The following is a 20261-nucleotide window of genomic DNA, read 5'->3' on the forward strand; positions in this document are numbered from 1 at the left end:
GCTTACCCCTGCTGGTCCAGCCGCGCCACTTCATCGTCCGCCAGACCGAACGTCGCCTGGAGCAGGTCCAGGATGCGCTGCTCCGCGGTGCTCGTCCGGCCGGACGCGTGGGCGATCTTCGTCGCCAGCTGGTAGGCCTTCACCCGCTGGGAGTGCGTGGAGAGGCCGTGCGCCAGGACCTGAAGTCGCTGCGGCAGCCCGTCCGACGCGAGCGCCGCCACGGACTCGCTCACGAAGCCCTGCGCCCGCTCCGGGCTCACGTTCTGGAAGAGCGGATCCGCCGCGAAGCTCTCCACCATCGCGCGGGCCTCCGCCTCCTTCAGCTGGCCGTCCGCCGCCAGCACCAGCACCATCACCTCCGCGAACAGCCGCTCCAGGGGCTCGCCCAGGGCCTCCGACAGGCTGCCCCCCTGCTCGATGACGTCGATGATCTGCGCGACCTCGTCCTCGGAGATGCCCAGCGCCGCCTGGAACGTCTTCAGCAGCCCCAGCTCCGACCGGGTGGCCCGCTGATCCGCCAGCGCCACCGCCGCCGCCAGGCCGAAGGCCAGCATCCGGTTCTTGTGGTCCGGCAGCCGGCGGCGCAGCGAGGCCAGCACCTCCTCCAGGTTGCGCGCCTCCGACAGCCGCGCCGCGCTGGACTCCACCAGCAGGTTCAGCTCCCCGGCCTGCGTGCCCTCGAACTCCGGGCGCTCCAGCACGCGCGTCAGGAGCGTCTGCAGCTCGCGCTGGGACACGTTGCCGTCCGCCATGGCGGCCAGCAGCATGGCCTCCACCAGCGCCGCGTTGCGCTCCTTGCGCGCCTTCACTGCCTGCTCTCGAGCCATGGACTGGCGCTCCCTTGCGTGTCGTGGGTGGGGGTGGCCACGGGCCCGTCTTCCGTCGCGTTCAGCGGGTCCGGGTTCAGCGTCTTGTCCAAGAGGTGCGTGGGCCGCACGTTCGACATCGCGTTGAGCAGGCTCTGGCGGACGTTGGGGATCTCCCTGCCCAGGTCCTCCACCAGCTTCTGCATCCGCTTTCGCTGCAGGTTCTCCTGGGACCCGCACAGGTCGCAGGGGATGATGGGGAACTGCTTCTCCTGCGCGAACTGGAGGATCTCCTTCTCCGGCGCGTAGCACAGCGGCCGGATGACCACGTTGCGGCCGTCGTCGCTCTTGAGGAGCGGCGGCATGGCCTTGAGGCTCCCGGCGAAGAACATGTTCAGGAGCATCGTGTGGATGAGGTCGTCGCGGTGGTGGCCCAGGGCGATCTTGTTGCAGCCCAGGTGCACGGCGGCGTTGTAGAGGATGCCCCGGCGCAGCCGCGAGCAGACCGAGCACTGCGTCTTCCCGGGCGGGGTCTTCTCCAGGACGATGCTGTAGGTGTCCTCCTTCAGCATCTTGTAGGCGTAGCCCTCGCGCTGGAAGTAGCCCTCCAGGATGTGGCCGGGGAAGCCGGGGTGGCCCTGGTCCAGGTTCACGGCCAGGAGGTCGAACTTCACGGGGGCCCGCCGCTGCAGCTCGCGCAGCAGGTGGAGCATCGTGTAGGAGTCCTTGCCTCCCGACACGCCCACCATGATGCGGTCCCCGGCCTCGATGAGGCGGAAGTCCGCGATGGCCCGGCCCATGTGGCCAAGCAGGCTCTTTTCCAGACGTTGGGCGTCGTTCATCGGCGGCGCCATCCTAGCGGCGGTCCGGGAAAAAACACGTCAAAGGGGCGGGCCGGTCCGCTAGCCTGCTCCCCGCGATGCCGACCTTCCCTCAGGGTGCCGTGGACGTGGTGGACCGCGCGGGCGAGGACGCCGCCACGCGCGTGCTGGAGAGGGCGCCCGAGGTGGCGGTGGACCTGGAGGCGGACGCCCTGCACGCCTTCCGGGCCCGCCTGTGCTTCCTCCAGCTGGGCACCGACACGGACATCTTCCTCTTCGACACGCTCCAGCCGGGCGTGGATCCGCGCCTGCTCTCCCCGCTGATGGAGGACCCCGGGCGCACGAAGTACTTCCACGCCGCCCAGGGCGACCTCCAGTTCCTCGCGGAGGCGGGCGTGCGCGTGCGCGGCCTCTTCGACACGCACCGGGCGGTGACGCTCCTGGGCTGGCCCAAGGTGGGCCTGGCGGACCTGGCGCGCGAGCGGCTGGGGGTCGAGCTGCCGAAGGAGCACCAGCAGTCCGACTTCTCCCTGCGCCCCCTGCCCCCGGGCATGCGGGACTACATCGCCAACGACGTGCGCTACCTCTGCGAGCTGGGCCGCCAGGTGCGCGACGCGTGCCGCGAGGCGGACATCCTGGAGGAGGTGCTCCTGGACTGCGAGCGCATGTGCGCGGAGGCGGAGGCCCGCCCCCAGGTGGGCGCCGAGTACAAGCCCAAGCTGTCGAAGAACGGCCTCTCCACGGCGCAGTACGCGCTCGCGCACGCCATCGCGCAGGGGCTGCACAGGCTGCGGCTGGAGTGGGCGGAGAAGGACAACGTGCCCATGGGCCGCATGCTGTCCAACATGGCCATCACCGACCTGGCCCTGAAGCAGCCGGACACACACAAGGACCTGGCGCGCGCGGCCGGCGTGCGGGGCGCGGTGGTGCGCGCGCACGGCGACACCATCCTCGCGCTCATCCGCGACCTCCAGCAGAAGTCCACCCGGGGCGAGCTGGACCTGGACCGCGAGCCCAAGGGTCCGCGCGACCCCCACCGGCGCAAGCGCGAGGAAGCGCTCAAGGCGTTCCGCGTCGAGCAGGCCACGCTGCGCAAGGTGACGCCCAGCGTGGTCCTCACCAACCCCCTCATGGAAGCGCTGGCGTCGAAGCCGCCCGCGAGCGTGGAGGAGCTGGCCCAGCTGCCCTATCTCGGGGAAAAACGGATCAAGCTGTACGGTGACAAGCTGGTGGCGTTGCTCAAGCCCTTTCCGGTGCTGGGAAGCTGACGCTCGCCCCCGACGGCGAGGCAGCCGGGGTACGCTTCGGCTGAATCGCGCGCGGCGCTCGTGCATCCGTTGTCGGCTCGCTGTCCATGGCCCTGGAATGCAGATGTTGAAGGCCCATCTGCGCCCTGGGTGCCGGTTGCGAGAACCGCGCGCGTGCGTACCTTTGACGCCGCACGAAGGGAGGGCCGGTCATGTTGGGAGCCAGGACAGGCGGGGCGCGGACAGAGGTCTCCCGGTGCATCGCCGCGAGCCTGAAGTGCCAGTCCTCGTGTGAGGCGGGCATGGCGCGCCTGACGGCCCAGGGGTTCCCGGCGGATGACGACGCGGTGCGCCTGCTGCGCCAGTGCGCGGAGCTGTGCGAGCTCAACGTGCGCGCGCTCCAGAAGGAGAGCCGGCTGTCGCGCCGCACCGCCAGCCTGTGCTTCGAGCTGGGCAGCCAGGTGGCCCGCGCCGCGTGGCTGGAGGCGCAGGACCCGGACTCGCACGCGCTCGCGAGGGACGCGCTGCACCTGGCGCGCGCGTGCCGCCCGCTGGTGTTCGCGGGCTAGAGGCTCACGCCGTACAGCGCGCCGTACTTGCCGCGCAGGTACGCCAGGAAGTCCTTGTCCGTGAGGCCCTCGCCGGTGATGGCGCGCACGCGCTCCTCCGCGGGCAGCCGGAAGCCGTGCGCGTGCAGGTTCGTGCGCAGCCACCCCAGCAGGGACGACGTGTCGCCCCGCGCGAGGTCCGCCTCCAGCGACGGCAGCGCGCGGCGCGCGGCCGCGTACAGCGAGGCCGCGTAGAGGTTGCCCAGGGAGTACGTGGGGAAGTAGCCCAGCTCGCCCCAGGCCCAGTGGATGTCCTGGAGCACGCCCTGCGTGTCGTCCGGGGGCGTGATGCCCAGGTAGCGCCGCATGCGCTCGTTCCACGCGGACGGCAGCTCCGACACGGGCAGCTCGTCGCGCAGCAGCGCCAGCTCCAGCTCGTAGCGCAGGGCGATGTGCAGGTTGTACGTCACCTCGTCCGCCTCCACGCGGATGAGCGACGGCACCACGTGGTTGATGCCCGCGTGGAAGCCGTCCAGGTCCACGTCCGCCAGCGCCTCCGGGAAGGACTCCTTCAGCGCGGGGAGGTGGTGCGCCCAGAAGGGGCGGCCGCGGCCCACCAGGTTCTCCCAGAGGCGGGACTGGGACTCGTGCAGGCCCATGGAGGGCACCGACGCCAGCGGCGTGCGGTGGTGCTCCGGGGAGAAGCCCTGCTCGTACAGGCCGTGGCCCGCCTCGTGGAGCGTGCCGAAGAGGGCGGCCTGCGGCCACGCCGCGTCCAGGCGCGTGGTGAGGCGCACGTCCTGCGCGTGCAGGCTGTTGGTGAAGGGGTGGATGCTCAGGTCCTGGCGGCCCGCCTCCAGGTCGAAGCCCACGGCCTTCAACAGCCGCAGCGTGAACCGCCACTGCCGGTCCGTGTCATAGGCGCGGCCGGAGAGGAACGCGGGGAAGGGCCGCTTCAGGCCGCCCAGCGTGGCCACCATGGGGATGAGCGCGTCGCGCAGCGCGGTGAGCACCGGCGTCAGGCGCTGCACGCGCATGCCGGGCTCGAAGCCCTCGAGCAGCGCGTCGTAGCGCTCGCCGTCGTGGCCCTGCGCGTCCGCCTGCTCGCGGCGCAGGGCGAGCAGCGCCTCCAGCGCGGGCTGGAAGCGCGCGAAGCGCTTCTCCGCGCGGGCCTCGCGCCACGCCTGGAGGCCCGCCCCCTGCGCCTCCGCCAGCGCGGTCACCAGCCGGGCGGGCAGGCGCACCGCGCGCTCCCGTTCGCGGGTGAGGACGCGCACCATGGCGCGCTCATCGGGGGTGAGGGCGGCGGCGTCCGGGCCGCCCTCCCCGGCGCGGGCCAGGGCCTCGCCCAGGCGCGGATCCACCAGGCGCTCGTGGTGGAGGGCCTGGAGGGTGGCCAGCTGCTGGGCGCGCGCGGTCGCCGCCTTGGGGGGCAGGTACACCTCCCGGTCCCAGGAAGCCAGGTTGATGGCGCCGTTCAGGTCGTTCAGCTCGTGCATCCGCGAGCGCAGCCAGGTGTCCATGGCTGTGTTTCTAGCGTGCTTCCAGGATATGAGGGCGCCCGCGATGGCCAACATCCTCCAATTCTTCATGGCGCCCGACGACGAGGTCGCCTTCTTCCGCTTCCTGGAGCGCCACGTCCTGGAGGTCTACCCCCGGCGCGTGCCGCCGGACTGGGAGCCCTTCCGCGCCACGGCGGACAACCTCCCGCGCCTGCCGGAGGAGGACCTCTACCTGGTGGCCAGCGAGATTGGCCCCGCCCTGGTGGACAAGGTGAAGCGCGGCCCGGACAAGGGCTTCTGGCGCATCGACGAGGTGCGCTCGCCCGTCATCTTCCTCGAGCGCTCGCGCCGCAACGAGGAGGGCGAGCTGCTCAGCGGGAAGCTGTGGGTGGAGCTGGAGGTGACGTCCCAGACGGGCCGGCGCGACGCGGCCCCGGACAGGTTCCGCCGCCTCTACCTGGAGGTGGAGGAGTTCGTGAAGAAGACCTTCCGCCGGGGCGACCCGAAGGACTTCTTCGTCGGCGCCCGCGCCGCGCGCCTCTTCAAGGAGGGCCTGGTGCTGCGCGACTCCGCCTTCCGCGGCGGCACCGTGGTGCCGCACAAGTAGCCCTGGCTCAGGCGGCGGCCGCTCCCTCCCGGGAGACGCCCCCCGCCGCCGGAGCGTCCGCGCCCGGCTGCGCCGCGACCCCCGCCCGGGCGCGGCGCGGCGCCAGGGCGAACGCCAGGAAGAACGGGCTGAAGAGCAGCGTGGGGAACAGGAAGCGCAGGTCCGGGTTGGGCGACACCAGCACCCAGGAGGCCGCGTTGATGAGCGCGGTCTGCGCGCACCCGAGCGCCGTCAGGGAGCGCTGGCGCCACGTCGCCACGAGCACGCCCGCGAGCAGCAGGTACAGGGACACCGCCGGCTGCCAGAAGATGGCGCGCAGCCAGCCCGGCTCCGAGTACGTGGCCCTGACGAGGTCCTCGAAGTAGCCCGGCCAGCGCGGCAACCAGGAGCGCGTCTTCAGCCCCAGGCGGTTGGGGTCGATGGTGCTGCCGCCCCAGTTGAAGGGCCCTACGTACAGCAGCGAAGCGGGCGCCCAGACGTAGCGGCTGACGCAGAGCTGGTGCTCCACGAGCACCCCGGGGTGGCGCTTCGCGAAGCGCCACAGCACGCCGCCCAGGTCCGCGTCACGCCCCTCCAGCTTCTCCTCGTGGGCGCCAATCGGGGAGCCGAAGATGAGGGGCCCCACGGCCTCGCAGGCGTAGCGGCCGCGCCACTCCTCCAGGGGCATGAACTCCTCCAGCACCTTCACGTCCTCCGGCGGCAGGTCGCCGGAGCGGGCCGCGGCCCCCAGCCGGTGGATGGCGAAGACCTGGTGCAGCATCGAGGCCGCGGGCTTCACCTTCATCACCGCGTACATCGGCACGCGGACGAGGAACACGGCGGCCACGGCGGTCACCGCCAGCAGCAGGCGCTCGCGCTTCACCCGGTAGCGCCACAGGGCCGCCACCAGCAGGGGCCCGCCCACCACGGGGCCGTTGTGCCGCAGCAGGCACAGCGCCGCCACGCACAGCCCCAGCGCCACCGCGCCGCCCCGGCCCAGGCTCCCGGTGCGCTCCGCGCGCAGCAGGAGCAGCACGGACAGCAGGCACATCAGCGTGAAGGGGGCGTCCTTCCACACCGCGATGACGTTGATGGCCACCGCGGGCGCCAGCGCCACCCACGCGACCACGCCCCAGCGCGCCCAGGCCGGCACCCGCCAGTGGCCCAGCTCCTCCACCCCCTTGCCCACCACCACCGCGAACAGGAGGAGCTGGAGGCCGGCCACGCCGCCCAGCGACCCCGAGGGCGCCGCCATCACGCCCATCCACCAGGTGGAGAACGCCGGGTGCCAGTCCACGTACCTGCCGTCCAGCAGCTGCTCCCACTGGGCCAGCGGGTCGAAGGACACGAGCCCCGGGAAGAACAGCGCCCACAGGAGCCCCCACGTCAGCGCCGGGGGAGTCGCGTACTTCGCCCAGCCCGCCTGCCGCCTCGCGAAGGCCGCGGCGCGCCCCTGCCCCCAGCGCGCCTCCAGCACGAGCCACAGGAAGCCCCACGCCAGGAGCACCGCGTAGACGTCCACGCGCTCCAGGTTCCAGAGGCCGGGCGCCAGCCGGGGCACCACGACGTGGCGCGCGTCGCCCTCCAGCCGCTGCTCGAAGGCCTGCTCCGGCCGCGCGTCGCCGAAGAGCGGGGGCGAGCGCATGGACACCCACGTCACCCGCGCGACGGGCCGGTCCGCCAGACCCTGGAGCACCACCTCCGCGGCGCGCGTGCGCCGGGGCAGCGTGATGCGCAGCTCCTGCATCCCCTCCGGGAGGTCCTCCCCCTGCACCTGGAGCAGGTCCGCGGGCGTCAGGTCGCGCTGCTGCGGGGTGTGGCCGTCGCGCTGGAAGGACACGCGGCCCGTCAGCGGCCCGGAGACCGCCTGGAAGCGCAGGCGCAGCTCCGTGTCCGGCCCCGCCTGGTACTTGAACAGCGGCCAGAGCGCGAGCGCCGCCACCAGGGCCAGGGCCGCGAGCTTCCAGGAACCACCACCGTGCGCCCCCCCGGGCGCGGAGTCATGTCGCGACATTCGAGCTGTCTACCTGATGGGTCCCGGGCGCACCACACCCCGGCGCCAGGGCGAACGCCAGCAGCAGCGGGGCCGCCAGCACCGTGGGAAAGAGGAAGCGCAGGTCCGGGTTGGGGGACAGGAGCAGCCACGCCAGGTGGTTGAGGCCGACGGCCTGGAAGATGATCAGCGCGGCCAGCCCGCGCCTCCGCCAGGCCAGCGCGAGCCACGCCGCGAGGCAGAGGTACACCGACGGGGCCGGCTGCCAGAAGGTGGCGCGGGGCCAGCCCACCTGCGCGTAGGTGCCCACGGCGAAGTCCTCCAGGAGGGGCCGCAACCCCGGCAGCCAGGAGTGGGGCTTCACGCCCACGCCGTTGGGGTCCACCGTGTTGCCCTTGCCGTTGAACGGCCCGATGTAGAGCGTCGACAGGACCGGGTCCCACGCGTAGCGCGTCACGCAGAGCTGGTGCCTCAGCATCGCCTCGGGGTGGCGCTTCGCGTGGTCCCAGAGCAGCCCCAGCAGCTCCAGCGCCCGGCCCTTGAGCCCCGGCCGGTCCAGCGGCGAGCCGAAGACGATGCCGGCCACGGAGTCGCAGTGATAGCGGGCGCGCCACTCCTCCAGCGGCATCAGGCTGGACAGCACGCGGGCCTCCTCGGGCGTCAGGTCCGGCGCGTTCGCGACCGCGCCCAGCCGGTGGAGGAGGAGCACCTGCGTGAGCTCCGGGGGCGGCGGCGCCACGTTCGCCGCGGAGTACAGCGGCCCGCGCACCAGCAGCGCGCCGCCCACGACCACCAGCGCCGCCGTCCAGCGCGCGCGGTCCTTCGAGTAGCGCCACGCGCAGGTGGCCAGCAGGGGCACGCTGAGCACCACCCCGTTGTGCCGCAGCAGCGTGATGCACAGCAGGAACACGCCCAGCGCCACGGCGCTCGCGCGGTCCAGCCGCCCCCGGCGCTCCGTGCGCAGCAGCACCCAGACGGTGCCCAGGCACGCCGCCGTGAACGGCGCGTCCTTCCACGCCGCGATGACGTTGGTGCTCACCGCGGGGGACAGCGAGGCCCAGGCGACCACGGCCCACCGCGCCCACGCGGGCACCCGCCACTGCTCCAGCTCCTCCAGCGCCTTGCCCAGCAGCGCCGCGAACAGCGCCGCCTGCGCCAGCCCCACCGCCGCCAGCGAGCCGAACGGCCCGCCGATGAGCCACAGGTAGGCCGTGTGGAACACGGGATGCCAGTCCTCGAACTGCCCCGTGCGCAGCTGGAGCCATTGGATCAGCGGGTCGTAGGAGAGGATCCCCGGGAAGAACGCCAGCCACCACAGCGACCAGGCCACGAGCGGAGCCACCGCGTAGCGGGCCCAGCGGCCCTGGCGCCTCGCGAAGGCCGCCGCCCTCCCCTCCCCCCAGCGCGCCGCCAGGAGCAGCCAGGCCAGCGCCCACGTCACCCCGCCGAAGAGCAGGTCCGCGGTGTCCACGTTCCAGGGCCCCGGCCGCAGCCGGTCCACGCGCACGGTGCGCGAGCCGTCCGGGTTCAATGCGTCCTCGAAGGGCAGCGGCCGCACCCCAGGCCCGCTCAACACGCTCCCGCGCAGCGGCACCCACGTCACCTCGAGGATGGGGCGGTCCTCCATCTTCCACAGCGTCAGCTCCGCGCGCCGCGAGTCGCGCGGCAGCGGGATGCGCACCTCCTGGAGGCCCTCCGGGATGCCGTCCTCCAGCACCTGCGTCAGGTCCTCCTCGGTGAGGGGCCGGGACTCGGGCGGGCCGCCCCGGCTGGAGGTGGTGACCTGCCCCGTGAGGCCCCAGCCCACCTTCGCGAAGCGCACGCGCAGCTCGCTCTGGGGTCCCAGCGCGAGCTTGAACGCGGGCCAGAGCGCGAGCGTCAGGCCCAGCGCGATCCACTTCAGCCAGGCGCTGGGAGCCCGGCGCGCGCGGGGCTCGGGCGGCGTGCCCTCGGGAGGGGGCGCCACGGGCATGGGAGGGCCGGCCTGCGTCTCCCCCCCCAGGGGACTCGGGTCATTGACGGAGGCCATGTGCCGGTCTCACCGTCAGCTGCCGGTCGCGGCCGGCGCGGACTGGCGCAGGAGCGGCGCCTCGGAGACGAACTTCAGCTCCGGGTGCTTCTCCTCGGCGTGCTGGAGCGCCCAGTCGTCGCGGAAGAGCACCAGGGGCAGCCCGTCGCGGTCCTGCACCGTCTGACGGTTGCCTTCCCAGTCGAACGACTTGGGGTCGAAGCTCGCGCCCACCACCCAGCGGGCGTGGCTGAAGGGCAGCCGGTCCAGGGCGATCTTCGCGCCGTACTCATGCTCCAGGCGGTACTGGAGCACCTCGAACTGGAGGGCGCCCACCACGCCGACGATGGGGTCCTTCATGCCCATGGCGAGCTGCTGGAAGATCTGCACCGTGCCCTCTTCCGACAGCTGCTCCAGGCCCTTCTCCATCTGCTTGCGGCGCAGGGGGTCCTTGGAGCGCACCACCGCGAAGAACTCCGGGCTGAAGCGCGGCACGCCCTCGAACACCACGTCCTGCGCCCCCTCCGCCAGCGAGTCGCCGATGCGGTACTGCCCCGGGTCGAACAGGCCGATGACGTCTCCCGGCCACGCGTCCTCGATGGAGGTGCGCTCGGCGGCCATGAACTGGCTGGGCTTGGCGAGCCGCACCTCCTTGCCCAGCCGCGAGTGGAAGGCGCTCATGCCCTTCACGTAGCGGCCGGACACCACGCGCATGAACGCGATGCGGTCGCGGTGCGAGGGGTCCATGTTCGCCTGGATCTTGAAGACGAAGCCCGCGAACTTCGGGTTCGTCGGCTCGCGCGGGCCCTGCGTGGTGGGGCGCGACGTGGGCGCGGGCGCCAGGTCCAGGAACGCGTCCAGGAAGGGGCGCACGCCGAAGTTGGTCATCGCGCTGCCGAAGAACATGGGCGACAGCTGCCCCGCGTCCGACTTCTCGCGCGTGAACTGGTCCCCGCCGATGTCCAGCAGCTCGATGTCCTCGTGGAGCTTCGCCAGCTCGGCGTCGGTGAGCACCGCCTTGATCTCGGGCGAGTCGATGGACACCGAGCGCTCCGACACCTCCGACTCGCCGTGCGAGCCCTCCGTGGAGAACACGTGCACCACGCGCGCCTGCCGGTCGTAGACGCCCCGGAACTCCGGCCCCATGCCAATGGGCCAGTTCATCGGGTACGAGCGGATGCCCAGCACCTGCTCCAGCTCGTTCATCAGGTCCAGCGGCTCGCGGCCGAAGCGGTCCAGCTTGTTGACGAAGGTGAAGATGGGGATGCCGCGCATGCGGCACACCTTGAAGAGCTTCTTCGTCTGGGGCTCCACGCCCTTCGCCGCGTCGATGAGCATCACCGCCGCGTCCGCCGCGGACAGCGTGCGGTAGGTGTCCTCGGAGAAGTCCTGGTGGCCCGGGGTGTCCAGCAGGTTCACCGCGTGGTCGCGGTAGCTGAACTGGAGCACGGACGAGGTGACGGAGATGCCGCGCTCCTTCTCCAGCTCCATCCAGTCGCTGGTCGCGTGGCGCCGCGCCCGCTTGGCCTTCACGCTGCCGGCCAGGTGGATGGCGCCGCCGTAGAGCAGCAGCTTCTCCGTCAGGGTTGTCTTTCCCGCGTCGGGGTGGGAGATGATGGCGAAGGTCCGTCGCCGGGCGACCTCCCTCTCGAGCTCGTTGGCCATGATCCGAGGCCAACTATCACGGGCGGTCGTTCCTTGCAGCTTCGCAAGCAGCGCCCGGAGGTCCGGCCGGGCTCCGGCCCGCCGGGGCAGCCCTCCCCCAGGCCCCCACCGGAGCCCTCGCCATGCAGCGCATCCTCCATGCCACCGGCACCCCCTGGGAGCCCCGGGTGGGCTACTCGCGGGCCGTGCGCGCGGGCCCCTTCGTGGCCGTCTCCGGCACCACCGCCACGGGCCCGGACGGCCAGCTCATGGGGGAGGGGGACGCGTACCAGCAGGCGGCCCAGGCGCTGACCAACCTCCGCGCCGCCCTGGAGGCGGTGGGGGCCCGGCTGGAGGACGTGGTGCGCACGCGCATGTACGTCACCGACATCTCCCGCTGGGAGGAGGTGGGCCGCGCCCACGGCGAGGTGTTCGCGGCCATCCGCCCCGCCACCTCCATGGTGGAGGTGCAGGCGCTCATCGACCCGCGGATGCTGGTGGAGATCGAGGCGGACGCGGTGGTGGCGTCCGCCCTGCCCTGACGGCCTAGAAGTCGGCGGTGACGTCGGTGGGGACGTCGTCCGGGGCGCCGGGGTTGCCGGGCTCGGGCGTGACGTCGTCACCGGTGCCTTCCGGGGGCGCCACGTCGCCGCGCAGCTCCACCGCGGGGCAGGCCTGGGAGTTGCCCACGCGGCTGCCGGGCACCTCCGTGCAGCTCTCCGGGCGGCCCGAGTCCGAGCACTGGAGCAGCACGCGATAGAGCTCCCGCTCCTGCGCGTCCCAGCAGGCGCTGCCCACGTAGGAGGTGTTCGCCGCGATGTCGCCGCCCCAGGCGCGCACGTCCGCGCGGCCGCCGGTGCCGGGGATGTGGCGCACGGACGAGAGCACCTTCTCCTTCGCGGAGGTCGCGGTGCCGGGCAGGTTGTACGGGCCGAGCACGCGCACGCGGGTGACGCCGGTGGCCTCCAGCTTGTGGCCCACGAAGGCGCCGGTGACGGCCTCGTGCGTGGCGGGGTTCGGGGTGAAGTTCGCCAGGCGGTAGGCCAGCGACTTGCTGCCGCCCTTGCCGAAGTGGGCGAACGACATCATCAGCTTGCCCTGGCCCGCGTAGGACGGGGCCACCGCCTTGAGGTTGTCCAGGGAGAGGGCCAGCGTGCCCCGGCCGCGGTGCGCCACGCCGTCGCGCTTGAGCGCGCCCGCGGCGACCAGCTTGTACTCCACGTCGTCGGCGCTGTTCAGCGGGCGGGCCTCCAGCTTCCACTGGTAGCGCTGGCCCGCGCCCTTGCGGATGAAGAGCCGGAAGGTGGCGTTGGCGCGGTCCACGGGGCCGTACACCCGCACGTCGCCGGGCTGCTCGGCGGCGGACTGCTTCGCCAGGTCCGCGATGGGCACCAGCGCCTGCCGGAGCGTGTCGTTGAGCGCCTTCACCTCCAGGCGGGCGCCCTCCAGCATCGCGGCGCCCTGGCCGTCGAGCGACGCCTCCACCTGCACCAGGTCCTGGGCCACGAGCGCGGCGCCGTCCTGCGCGAGCGCGTCCGTGTTGAGCTCGAGCGACGTGCCCGCGAAGTCCGGCAGGGACTCCACCGCCTCCTGATCATCCACCCCACCGCACGCCGTCGAGAGCACCAGGGCCGCGCCCACCGCCAACGTCTTGTTCCAGCGCATCGTCATCCTCCAACTTGAAAGGTTCGCGTGACTGCCTGCTGCCCACTCCAACCCGGCGGGCGCGGCGCGGTTGCGGGGCAGGGAATTTATTCCGCGCGGGCCGTCATGTGCGCCGGTGTCGGCCCGCGGGGTGGCCGTCCTCCCGGGGCGCCCCTACCTTCCAGGTGCCATGGGCGTCGAATGGAAGAGCAACATCGACATCGCGGACGCGCTGGAGCGGGTGGCGGACCTGCTGGACATGCAGGACGCGATGCCCTTCCGGGTGGGGGCCTACCGCAAGGCGGCGGCGACCCTCGCGAACTGGCCGGACTCGGTGGCGCAGGTGCTGGCGGCGGAGGGGGAGGCGGGGCTGAGGGAGCTGCCCGGCGTGGGCAAGAGCATCGCGGCGGCGGTCGCGGAGCTGGTGCGCACGGGGAAGCTGGAGCTGCTCCAGCGGCTGGAGGGCGAGGCGTCCCCCGAGGGCCTGCTCGCCAGCGTGCCGGGCATCGGGTCGGAGCTGGCGAAGCGCATCCATGACGCGCTGGGCATCACCACGCTGGAGGCGCTGGAGCTGGCCGCGCACGACGGGCGGCTGGAGCGGGTGGAGGGCTTCGGTCCCCGGCGCGCGGAGCAGGTGCGCGAGGTGCTGGCCGCGAGGTTGGGGCGCAACCGGCGGGAGCGCGAGCGGGCCCGGTCCCATGAAGGCGAGGACGTGCCACGCCCTTCGGTGGAGCTGCTGCTGAAGGTGGACGCGGACTACCGCCGCCGGGCGGAGGCCGGGGAGCTGCGGCGCATCGCGCCCAAGCGGTTCAACCCCACCGGCGAGGCCTGGCTGCCGGTGATGCGCGAGCACCTGGACGCCTGGAGCTTCCGCGCGCTGTTCTCCAACACGGCGCTGGCGCACCAGCAGAACGCGACGGGTGACTGGGTGGTCATCTACTACGACCAGGACGACGTCGAAGGCCAGTACACCGTGGTGACGTCCCACGTCGGCCCGCTCAATGGCAGACGCGTGGTGCGAGGGCGCGAGGAGGAGTGCCTCGCGTACTACGTCCGCCAGGGCGCGGACCACGAAGCACCGCACGCCGGGGTCTGACCGCGGCACGACCCGGGGCGGACATCGCCCGTGCCCGCCCCCGCGCGCCTCCGGCTCACGGCGCCGGTGAGTACACGTCGACGGTCACGCGCGCGCCGCCGCTCCCACTGCCCCCCGCGACGAGCACGCGGCCCGAGGGCAGCAGCGCCAGGCCATGGTGCGTGTTGCGCGTGGACTGGATGCCCGCGGGCATCCACGCGTTCATCGCGGCGTCATACACCTCCGCCGAGTCGAGCACGCCCAGGCCCGAGCCGCCCTCCCCCGTCACCACCAGCACGCGGCCCGTGGACAGCGCCGTGGCGTGCGGCAGGTAGCGCGGCATGTTCATGGGCGCCACCGTCTTCCAGGTGCCGAGCGCCACGTCGTAGACCTCCGCCGACCGCAGCGGCCCATCCGCGCCCCAGCCGCCCGCCACCAGCACCTGGTTGCCGGTGCCCAGCGGCACCGCGATGTGGCCGTAGCGCGCCACCGCCATGGCCCCCGTGGGCCGCCATGTCCCCGTGGCGGGGTCATACAGCTCCGCGCTCGCGGTGATGGCGTCCGTGCCGGTGGAGCTGCCGCCCATCACCAGCACCTCGCCCGAAGGCAGCGGCACCGCCGCGTGGTACGTGCGCGCGTGCCCCATGGCGCCCGTGGGGCTCCAGGTGCCCGTGGCCGGGTTGAACAGCTCCGCGCTGGCGAGCGTGGAGGCCGTGCTCGCGCCCGACGTGCCGCCCGCCGCCAGCACCTGGCCGGTGCCCGGGAGCAGCGTCGCGGTGTGGCGGGCCCGCCCCGTCCCCAGGCTCCCCACCGACGTCCAGGTGTCCGTCGCGGGCACGTAGACCTCCGTGGTGGACAGCCAGGTGGAGGCATCCCGCTGCCCGCCGCTCACCAGCACGCGGCCGTCCTTCAGCGGCGTGGCGGAGTGCAGGAAGCGCGCGGTGCCCAGCGCGGCGGCGCCCCGCCAGGCGTTCGTCGCCTCGTCGTACAGCGCGGCGCTCGACAGCGCGGTGCCCGAGGAGGACGCGCCTCCCGCCACCAGCACGTCGCCCGTGTCCAGCCGGCTGGCGCTGAGCTGCGAGCGCGCGGTGGCGAGGCTCGCGGCCGGGCTCCAGGGCAGGGCGGAGGGACGGTAGCGCTCGGCGGACGCGGTCCGCGCGCCCGCCTGGGGCACCCCGCCCAGCACGAGGACCTCTCCCGACGGCAGCAGCACGGCGGCGTGGCTGATGCGGCGCGTGGCCATGGCCGCCGTCTCCGTCCAGGTCCCCGTGGCCGGCGTGTAGAGCGCGGCGCGGTCCAGGTAGGGCTGGCCGCCCGTGGAGCCGCCCGTCACCAGCACCTGCCCGGAGGTGAGCAGCGTCGCCGTGTGGAAGACGCTGAGGGACGGCAGCGCGCCCTGGGACGTCCAGGTGCCGGTGCCCGGGTCGAACAGCTCGGACGTGTCCGTGGCCAGGCTGCCCGCGAAGCCGCCCGCCACCAGCACCTGCCCGGAGAAGAGCAGCGTCGCCGTGTGGCCCGTGCGCTGCGTGATCATGCGGCCCACCGCCGTCCACTTGCCCGTCATGGGGTCATAGCGCTCCGCCGTCGCGAGCACGTTCCCGTTGGCGCTGTCCCGGCCGCCCGTCACCAGCACCTGTCCGTCCGGCAGCAGCGTCGCGGCATGGCCCAGGCGGGCCGCGCCCATCCGGCCGGTGGCGGACCACGTGTTCGTCGCCGGGGCATACAGCAGCGCGGTGGCCAGCGCGTTGCCGGAGCCGCTGTCGCCGCCCACCACCAGCACCCGGCCGTCGGGGAGCAGCGTCGCGGTGTGCTGGGAGCGGGGCACGTCCAGCCCCGTCGCCGCGGACCAGCCGTTGGTGTCCGGGTCGAACAGCTCCGCGCCGTGCGAGGCCAGCACGGACGCGCCACCGCCCACCACCAGCACCCTGCCGGAGGGGAGCAGCGTCGCGGTGTGGCGCTGGCGGCTCGTGGCCATGTCGCCCAGGGAGAACCAGCGGCCGGTGCGTGGGTCATACAGCTCCGCGGCGGATGTCCCGCCGCCCGCGACGAGCACATAGCCGTTGCGCAGCGGCGTGGCCGTGGGGTCCACGCGCACGGAGGCCATGGCGCCGGCGCTGCTCCATCCAGAGGTGTCGAGCCGCGAGGCGGAGGTGGCGGGAGCGTCAAGGAGAGGCGGTGCTTCGGGGGCACAGGCCGTCGCGGACGCGAGCGCGAACGCGGCCAGCAGGCCGTGAAAACGGATCCGGTTCATCGAGGGGGGGTCCTTCACTTCATGGGGGGACGCGGCTTTCGCCGCGGGGGGGGGCGGCCCCTTAACCCAGACGAAGGAACGACAACAACGGAATTCCTATCAACCAGACCTTCCGCGCCCCGCGTCAGCTGCTCGCGGACGTGTAGTGGCGGATGGACATGAGCCACACCCACCGCGCCACCGCGGCGAACGCCACCGCGCCCGCCACCGCGCCCACGAGCCAGGTCCACGGCAGCCTGCCCAGGAGCGCGAGCGCGGGGAAGGTGGTCATCAGCGCCAGCGGGATGATGAAGGTGAACACCCACGACAGCGAGCCCCGGAACACCGAGGACGGCCACCGGGCCGCGTCGAAGATGGACGTGAAGAGGTACGTGAGGTTGTCCACCTTCACCACGAAGAAGGCCGCGCTCACCACGAGGATCCACATCGAGTACAGGATGAGCATGCTCGTCCCGAGCAGCACCACCGACGCGAAGATGCCCGGCAGCGAGGGCCAGCGCCCCAGCGACACGAACGCGTAGACGAACAGCCCCACGCCGGACAGCACGTTCACCGCGCGCCACGGCAGGAAGCGCTGCGTGGACACCAGGAACTGCGCGTCCGCGGGCTTGAGCAGCACGAAGTCCAGCGTGCCCTTGCGGATGTGCTCCACCATGCCCGTGAGGCTGGGGCTGATGGCGCCCTCCAGCACGCCCTGGAGCAGCGTGAACCAGCCCACCACCAGCAGGGACTCCTGGAACGTCCACCCCTCGATGCTGGGCCGCGTGCCGAAGACGACGAACAGCGGCGCCAGCGCGGTGAACGTCCACGCCAGCGACGTCAGGCCCTCCGCCAGGAAGTCCGCGCGGTACTGCAACGCCAGCAGCCCGGAGGCCTTCAGCTGCACGCCCAGCAGGCGCAGGTAGCGCTTCACGTTCACCACCGCCCTACCCTCCGAACGCCGCGAAGCGCGCCAGGCCCCGCCGCCAGACCCACATCGACACGACGCCCAGCCCCGCCACCCACGTCCACTGCGCCCCGAGCAGCGCCCACGCCTCCTTCGCCGGATGCGCCCCCGTCATCAGCTCCACCGGCAGGCCCATCTGGTAGCGGAACGGCAGCCACTCGATGAGCGTGCGCATGCCGGCGGGGAAGAACTCCACCGGGAACATGTACCCGGAGCAGACGAAGAACAGCACCATGTAGACTTCCATCAGCTTCTGGCTGCTCTCCAGGAACAGGCTCAGCGTGCCCAGGAGCACGTTCAGGTAGAACGTGATGAGCCACGCGCCCACGATGCCCAGCAGGAACAGGCCCCAGCCGCCTGGCGACGTGGGCACCGCCCGCCCGGCGCCCGCCGCCCACAGGCTGATGCCCATCACGGGCAGCACCACCACGACGCGCAGCGGGATGCCCGCCAGCACCTCCGTCGCGTACGACAGGAGCGGGGAGATGGGCCGCAAGAGCCGCATCGCCAGCGTGCCCTGCTTCACCTCGTAGCTGACCAGCCACGCCACCCAGGAGCTGGTGAACTGCCGCACGCAGAAGGCCGCGAGGAAGTAGCCGGTGAACTCCGCCTGCCCGAACCGCCCCACCGCCCCGCCCCGCGCCACCGCCGACCACAGGGCCAGCATGATGAGCGGCATGGTGGTGGACAGCACCCAGACGATCATCTCCGCGCGGTAGGCCACCGCCTCGGAGAAGCCGATGCGCAGCATCGTGGGCAGCGCCTTGAGGGCCGTGCGCAGGCTCACGCCGTCACCGCCTCCCGAGCGGCCTCCGCCCGGCGCGCCTTGCCCTCCTGGAACAGCTCGCTCATCACCTCTTCCAGGGGCGCGTTCTCCACCGTCAGGTCCGTCACCGGCAGCGTGGACAGCGCGCGGCCCACCGTGGCGTTCACCGCGTCCTGCCGCACCTGGAGCACCGCCGTGCCCGGCTCGTGCGACACCACCTTGCCCAGCGGCGCCAGCAGGCCCGCGTCCACCGGCTGGCCCAGCCGCAGCACCACGCGCTTCTCCGGGCGCACGCGCTGCACCAGCGCGTCCAGGCTGCCGTCGTAGGACAGCTGCCCCTTGTCGATGACGATGACGCGCGGGCACAGCGCCGCCACGTCGTCCATGTAGTGGCTGGTCAGGATGAGCGTGGCGCCGGTCTGCTCGTTGTAGGCCTTGATGAACTCGCGCATCGTCACCTGCATGGCCACGTCCAGGCCGATGGTGGGCTCGTCCAGGAAGAGCACCCGGGGGCGGTGGATGAGGGCCGCGGCCAGCTCGCACTTCATCCGCTCGCCCAGGCTGAGCTGCCGGGTGGGCTTGCCGATGAGGTCCCCCAGCTCCAGGAGCGACACCAGCTCCTCCAGCGTCTGCTTGTACTGGAGGCGGGGCACGTCGTAGATGGCGCGGTTGAGCTCGAACGTCTCCGACGGCGGCAGGTCCCACAGGAGCTGCTGCTTCTGCCCCATCACCAGCATGATCTTCTTGAGGAACGCCTCCTCGCGCAGCCGGGGCACGTGCCCGTCCACGGTGACCTCCCCCTCCGACGGGTGGAGCAGGCCCGCGAGCACCTTGAGCGTCGTCGTCTTGCCGGCGCCGTTGGGGCCCAGGAAGCCCACGCGCTCGCCGGCCTTGATGTCGAAGGAGATGCCGTCCACGGCCTTGACGGTCGTGTAGTCGCGGTGGACGAGCGAGCGCAGGGCCGCCTTCAGGCCAGGCGGGCGCTTGTGGACCTGATAGTGCTTGCGCAGTCCGCGGACGGAGATCATGGCGGGACGGGTTTAACGCGGTCGCCTCCGGGTGGCGACCCCTGATGTGAAGGCAACGATGAGCAACGCATACAGCAAGGACCTGGAGCGATGGCTGCCCCGGCTCATCTCCGTGTGGCGCGCGTCCCGGGGCCGGGGGGACGGGCCGGAAGGCCGCCTCACGCCGCAGGAGGTCAAGGAGGTGGGCGCGGGCGTGAAGCAGCTGTCGCACGGCCTCACGCGCGAGCGGCAGCTTGCCGGCGCCCGGTACATGGACGACCCGCGCCTGCTGGGCGCCTACCTCCTCTTCTACTGGCCGGTGTCCTACGCCCAGGCCCGCCAGGTGCTGGGCGAGCTGCCGAACCGCCCGCGCCACGTGCTGGACCTGGGCAGCGGCCCGGGCCCGGTGGCCTTCGCGGCCATGGACGCGGGCGCCAGCGAGGTCACGGCGGCGGACCGCAGCAAGCCCGCGCTGAACCTGGCGCGTGAGCTGGCCACGGAGGCCGGCGAGGCCCTGGCCACGCGCGAGTGGGATCCGCTGAAGAAGAACGCCACGCTGCCGGAGGGCCAGTACGACCTCATCACGATGGGGCACGTCATCAACGAGCTGTACGGCGCGACGGACGAGGCGCTGAAGCCCCGCGCGGCGCTGCTGGAGTCGGTGCTCGCCAAGGTGAAGAAGGGCGGCAGCCTGCTGGTGATGGAGCCCGCGCTGCGCGAGACGAGCCGCAACCTGCTCAAGGTGCGCGACCTGATGGTGGAGCGCGGCTACGCCATCCGCGCGCCGTGCCTGTACCGGGGCGCGTGCCCCGCGCTGGTGAAGGAGACGGACTGGTGCCACGCCGAGCGCGCGTGGCCCATGCCCCGCGTGGTGGAGGAGCTGGCGCGCGCGGCGGGCTTCCACAAGGAGTCGCTCAAGATGAGCTACCTGGTGCTCGCGCCCAAGGGCGAGGCGTGGCCGGAGCCGCCGCCGGGCCGGCTGTTCCGCATCGTCAGCGAGTCGCTGGAGGGCAAGGGCCGCCAGCGCTACATCGGCTGCGGCCCGGAGGGGCGCGTGGGCCTGGCGATGCAGGAGCGCCACCGCGCGGAGAAGAACGAGCGGTTCTTCCACCTCCAGCGCGGCGACGTCATCGAGGCGACCGACCTGGAGGTGAAGGGCGACGGCTACGCGCTCGGGGAGCACGCCGAGGTGCGCATGGTGGCCCAGGCCGGGCGCGGCGTGCCCCCCGCGCCGAAGCCACCGGAAGCGCCCCGCGAGCCCGCAGCGCCCGCCCCGCCCGCGAAGCCCTGAGGCGGGCACGGCGCGACGCCGCCTCGAAGGCGCACCGCGGCGAGGCGTTCTCGGGCGGACGTGGTACGCCGGAACGGCTCCCCCCGCGGGGGCCGCGTGTTGTTAGGTTGCGCGGCACCCCGTTCC

17 protein-coding genes are annotated in these 20261 nt (G+C 72.7%); 6 read left to right on the plus strand and 11 right to left on the minus strand.

Annotation, left to right across the window (positions count from 1 at the left end):
* Positions 1-2: 2 nt before the first annotated feature.
* Positions 3-827, minus strand: coding sequence for a TerB family tellurite resistance protein (locus U8525_RS06995; RefSeq protein WP_374262788.1), 825 nt, complete (start codon positions 825-827; stop codon positions 3-5).
* Entirely contained in the window at positions 806-1660 is an 855-nt protein-coding gene (ttcA, locus tag U8525_RS07000) for a tRNA 2-thiocytidine(32) synthetase TtcA (protein WP_374262791.1), read from the minus strand. The genes U8525_RS06995 and ttcA overlap by 22 nt, the downstream gene beginning before the upstream one ends.
* A 65-nt stretch (positions 1661-1725) precedes the next feature.
* On the opposite strand from ttcA, the gene U8525_RS07005 reads away from it, so the two are divergent.
* On the plus strand, positions 1726-2895 hold the full coding sequence (locus U8525_RS07005; RefSeq protein WP_374262794.1) for a ribonuclease D: 1170 nt from the start codon (positions 1726-1728) through the stop codon (positions 2893-2895).
* Between the two features lie 281 nt (positions 2896-3176).
* Positions 3177-3443, plus strand: a complete 267-nt coding sequence (locus U8525_RS07010) for a hypothetical protein (RefSeq protein ID WP_374262796.1) — start codon at positions 3177-3179, stop codon at positions 3441-3443.
* Here U8525_RS07010 and U8525_RS07015 read toward each other — a convergent pair.
* Positions 3440-4945 carry a carboxypeptidase M32 gene (locus U8525_RS07015; protein WP_374262799.1) on the minus strand — a complete coding sequence of 502 codons (1506 nt, stop codon included), beginning with the start codon at positions 4943-4945 and terminating at the stop codon, positions 3440-3442. The genes U8525_RS07010 and U8525_RS07015 overlap by 4 nt on opposite strands.
* Positions 4946-4988: 43 nt before the next feature.
* On the opposite strand from U8525_RS07015, the gene U8525_RS07020 reads away from it, so the two are divergent.
* On the plus strand, positions 4989-5531 hold the full coding sequence (locus U8525_RS07020) for a hypothetical protein (protein WP_374262802.1): 543 nt from the start codon (positions 4989-4991) through the stop codon (positions 5529-5531).
* A gap of 7 nt (positions 5532-5538) precedes the next feature.
* Here the strand turns inward: U8525_RS07020 and U8525_RS07025 are convergent, their stop codons facing one another.
* Genes U8525_RS07025 through U8525_RS07035 form a run of 3 tightly spaced genes read right to left on the minus strand, consistent with a single transcriptional unit; the run spans position 5539 to position 11176 of the window.
* On the minus strand, positions 5539-7524 hold the full coding sequence (locus U8525_RS07025; protein ID WP_374262805.1) for a hypothetical protein: 1986 nt from the start codon (positions 7522-7524) through the stop codon (positions 5539-5541).
* The gene (locus U8525_RS07030) at positions 7511-9532 is read right to left on the minus strand and encodes a hypothetical protein (RefSeq protein ID WP_374262808.1); all 2022 of its coding nucleotides are present in this window, start codon (positions 9530-9532) and stop codon (positions 7511-7513) included. Before U8525_RS07030 ends, U8525_RS07025 begins: the two co-directional genes overlap by 14 nt.
* A 15-nt stretch (positions 9533-9547) precedes the next feature.
* Positions 9548-11176, minus strand: coding sequence for a peptide chain release factor 3 (locus tag U8525_RS07035; RefSeq protein WP_374262810.1), 1629 nt, complete (start codon positions 11174-11176; stop codon positions 9548-9550).
* Between the two features lie 122 nt (positions 11177-11298).
* On the opposite strand from U8525_RS07035, the gene U8525_RS07040 reads away from it, so the two are divergent.
* Positions 11299-11697 (plus strand): RidA family protein, encoded by a 399-nt coding sequence (locus U8525_RS07040; protein WP_374262813.1) that lies wholly within the window; start codon positions 11299-11301, stop codon positions 11695-11697.
* A 4-nt stretch (positions 11698-11701) separates the two neighbouring features.
* Here the strand turns inward: U8525_RS07040 and U8525_RS07045 are convergent, their stop codons facing one another.
* Positions 11702-12820, minus strand: coding sequence for a hypothetical protein (locus tag U8525_RS07045; RefSeq protein ID WP_374262816.1), 1119 nt, complete (start codon positions 12818-12820; stop codon positions 11702-11704).
* Between the two features lie 169 nt (positions 12821-12989).
* On the opposite strand from U8525_RS07045, the gene U8525_RS07050 reads away from it, so the two are divergent.
* Positions 12990-13895 (plus strand): helix-hairpin-helix domain-containing protein, encoded by a 906-nt coding sequence (locus U8525_RS07050; protein ID WP_374262818.1) that lies wholly within the window; start codon positions 12990-12992, stop codon positions 13893-13895.
* A gap of 55 nt (positions 13896-13950) precedes the next feature.
* Here U8525_RS07050 and U8525_RS07055 read toward each other — a convergent pair whose 3' ends face one another.
* From U8525_RS07055 to U8525_RS07070, 4 genes are all read right to left on the minus strand, one after another.
* Positions 13951-16125, minus strand: a complete 2175-nt coding sequence (locus tag U8525_RS07055; RefSeq protein WP_374262821.1) for a Kelch repeat-containing protein — start codon at positions 16123-16125, stop codon at positions 13951-13953.
* Positions 16126-16249: 124 nt separating this feature from the next.
* Positions 16250-17044: an ABC transporter permease gene (locus U8525_RS07060; protein WP_374263048.1), complete on the minus strand. Its 795-nt coding sequence runs from the start codon at positions 17042-17044 to the stop codon at positions 16250-16252.
* 7 nt (positions 17045-17051) lie between these two features.
* Entirely contained in the window at positions 17052-17858 is an 807-nt protein-coding gene (locus U8525_RS07065) for an ABC transporter permease (RefSeq protein ID WP_374262824.1), read from the minus strand.
* Complete coding sequence (locus U8525_RS07070; protein WP_374262827.1) at positions 17855-18865, minus strand: ATP-binding cassette domain-containing protein; 1011 nt, start codon at positions 18863-18865, stop codon at positions 17855-17857. The genes U8525_RS07065 and U8525_RS07070 overlap by 4 nt, the downstream gene beginning before the upstream one ends.
* 58 nt (positions 18866-18923) lie before the next feature.
* Between U8525_RS07070 and U8525_RS07075 the strand changes: the two genes are divergently transcribed.
* Positions 18924-20135, plus strand: a complete 1212-nt coding sequence (locus U8525_RS07075; protein WP_374262829.1) for a small ribosomal subunit Rsm22 family protein — start codon at positions 18924-18926, stop codon at positions 20133-20135.
* Positions 20136-20261 lie beyond the last annotated feature (126 nt).

Origin of the sequence: Corallococcus sp. RDP092CA (genome assembly GCF_041903675.1) — a bacterium.
Taxonomy (GTDB): Bacteria; Myxococcota; Myxococcia; order Myxococcales; family Myxococcaceae; genus Corallococcus.

Coding starts and splice junctions, on each gene's coding strand:
- U8525_RS07025 (WP_374262805.1), bottom strand. CDS start 7,524: ATGTCGCGACATGACTCCGCGCCCGGGGGGGCGCACGGTGGTGGTTCC.
- U8525_RS07005 (WP_374262794.1), top strand. CDS start 1,726: ATGCCGACCTTCCCTCAGGGTGCCGTGGACGTGGTGGACCGCGCGGGC.
- U8525_RS07030 (WP_374262808.1), bottom strand. CDS start 9,532: ATGGCCTCCGTCAATGACCCGAGTCCCCTGGGGGGGGAGACGCAGGCC.
- U8525_RS07050 (WP_374262818.1), top strand. CDS start 12,990: ATGGGCGTCGAATGGAAGAGCAACATCGACATCGCGGACGCGCTGGAG.
- U8525_RS07055 (WP_374262821.1), bottom strand. CDS start 16,125: ATGAACCGGATCCGTTTTCACGGCCTGCTGGCCGCGTTCGCGCTCGCG.
- U8525_RS07020 (WP_374262802.1), top strand. CDS start 4,989: ATGGCCAACATCCTCCAATTCTTCATGGCGCCCGACGACGAGGTCGCC.
- U8525_RS07040 (WP_374262813.1), top strand. CDS start 11,299: ATGCAGCGCATCCTCCATGCCACCGGCACCCCCTGGGAGCCCCGGGTG.
- U8525_RS07075 (WP_374262829.1), top strand. CDS start 18,924: ATGAGCAACGCATACAGCAAGGACCTGGAGCGATGGCTGCCCCGGCTC.
- U8525_RS07070 (WP_374262827.1), bottom strand. CDS start 18,865: ATGATCTCCGTCCGCGGACTGCGCAAGCACTATCAGGTCCACAAGCGC.
- U8525_RS07035 (WP_374262810.1), bottom strand. CDS start 11,176: ATGGCCAACGAGCTCGAGAGGGAGGTCGCCCGGCGACGGACCTTCGCC.
- U8525_RS06995 (WP_374262788.1), bottom strand. CDS start 827: ATGGCTCGAGAGCAGGCAGTGAAGGCGCGCAAGGAGCGCAACGCGGCG.
- U8525_RS07015 (WP_374262799.1), bottom strand. CDS start 4,945: ATGGACACCTGGCTGCGCTCGCGGATGCACGAGCTGAACGACCTGAAC.
- U8525_RS07010 (WP_374262796.1), top strand. CDS start 3,177: ATGGCGCGCCTGACGGCCCAGGGGTTCCCGGCGGATGACGACGCGGTG.
- ttcA (WP_374262791.1), bottom strand. CDS start 1,660: ATGGCGCCGCCGATGAACGACGCCCAACGTCTGGAAAAGAGCCTGCTT.
- U8525_RS07045 (WP_374262816.1), bottom strand. CDS start 12,820: ATGCGCTGGAACAAGACGTTGGCGGTGGGCGCGGCCCTGGTGCTCTCG.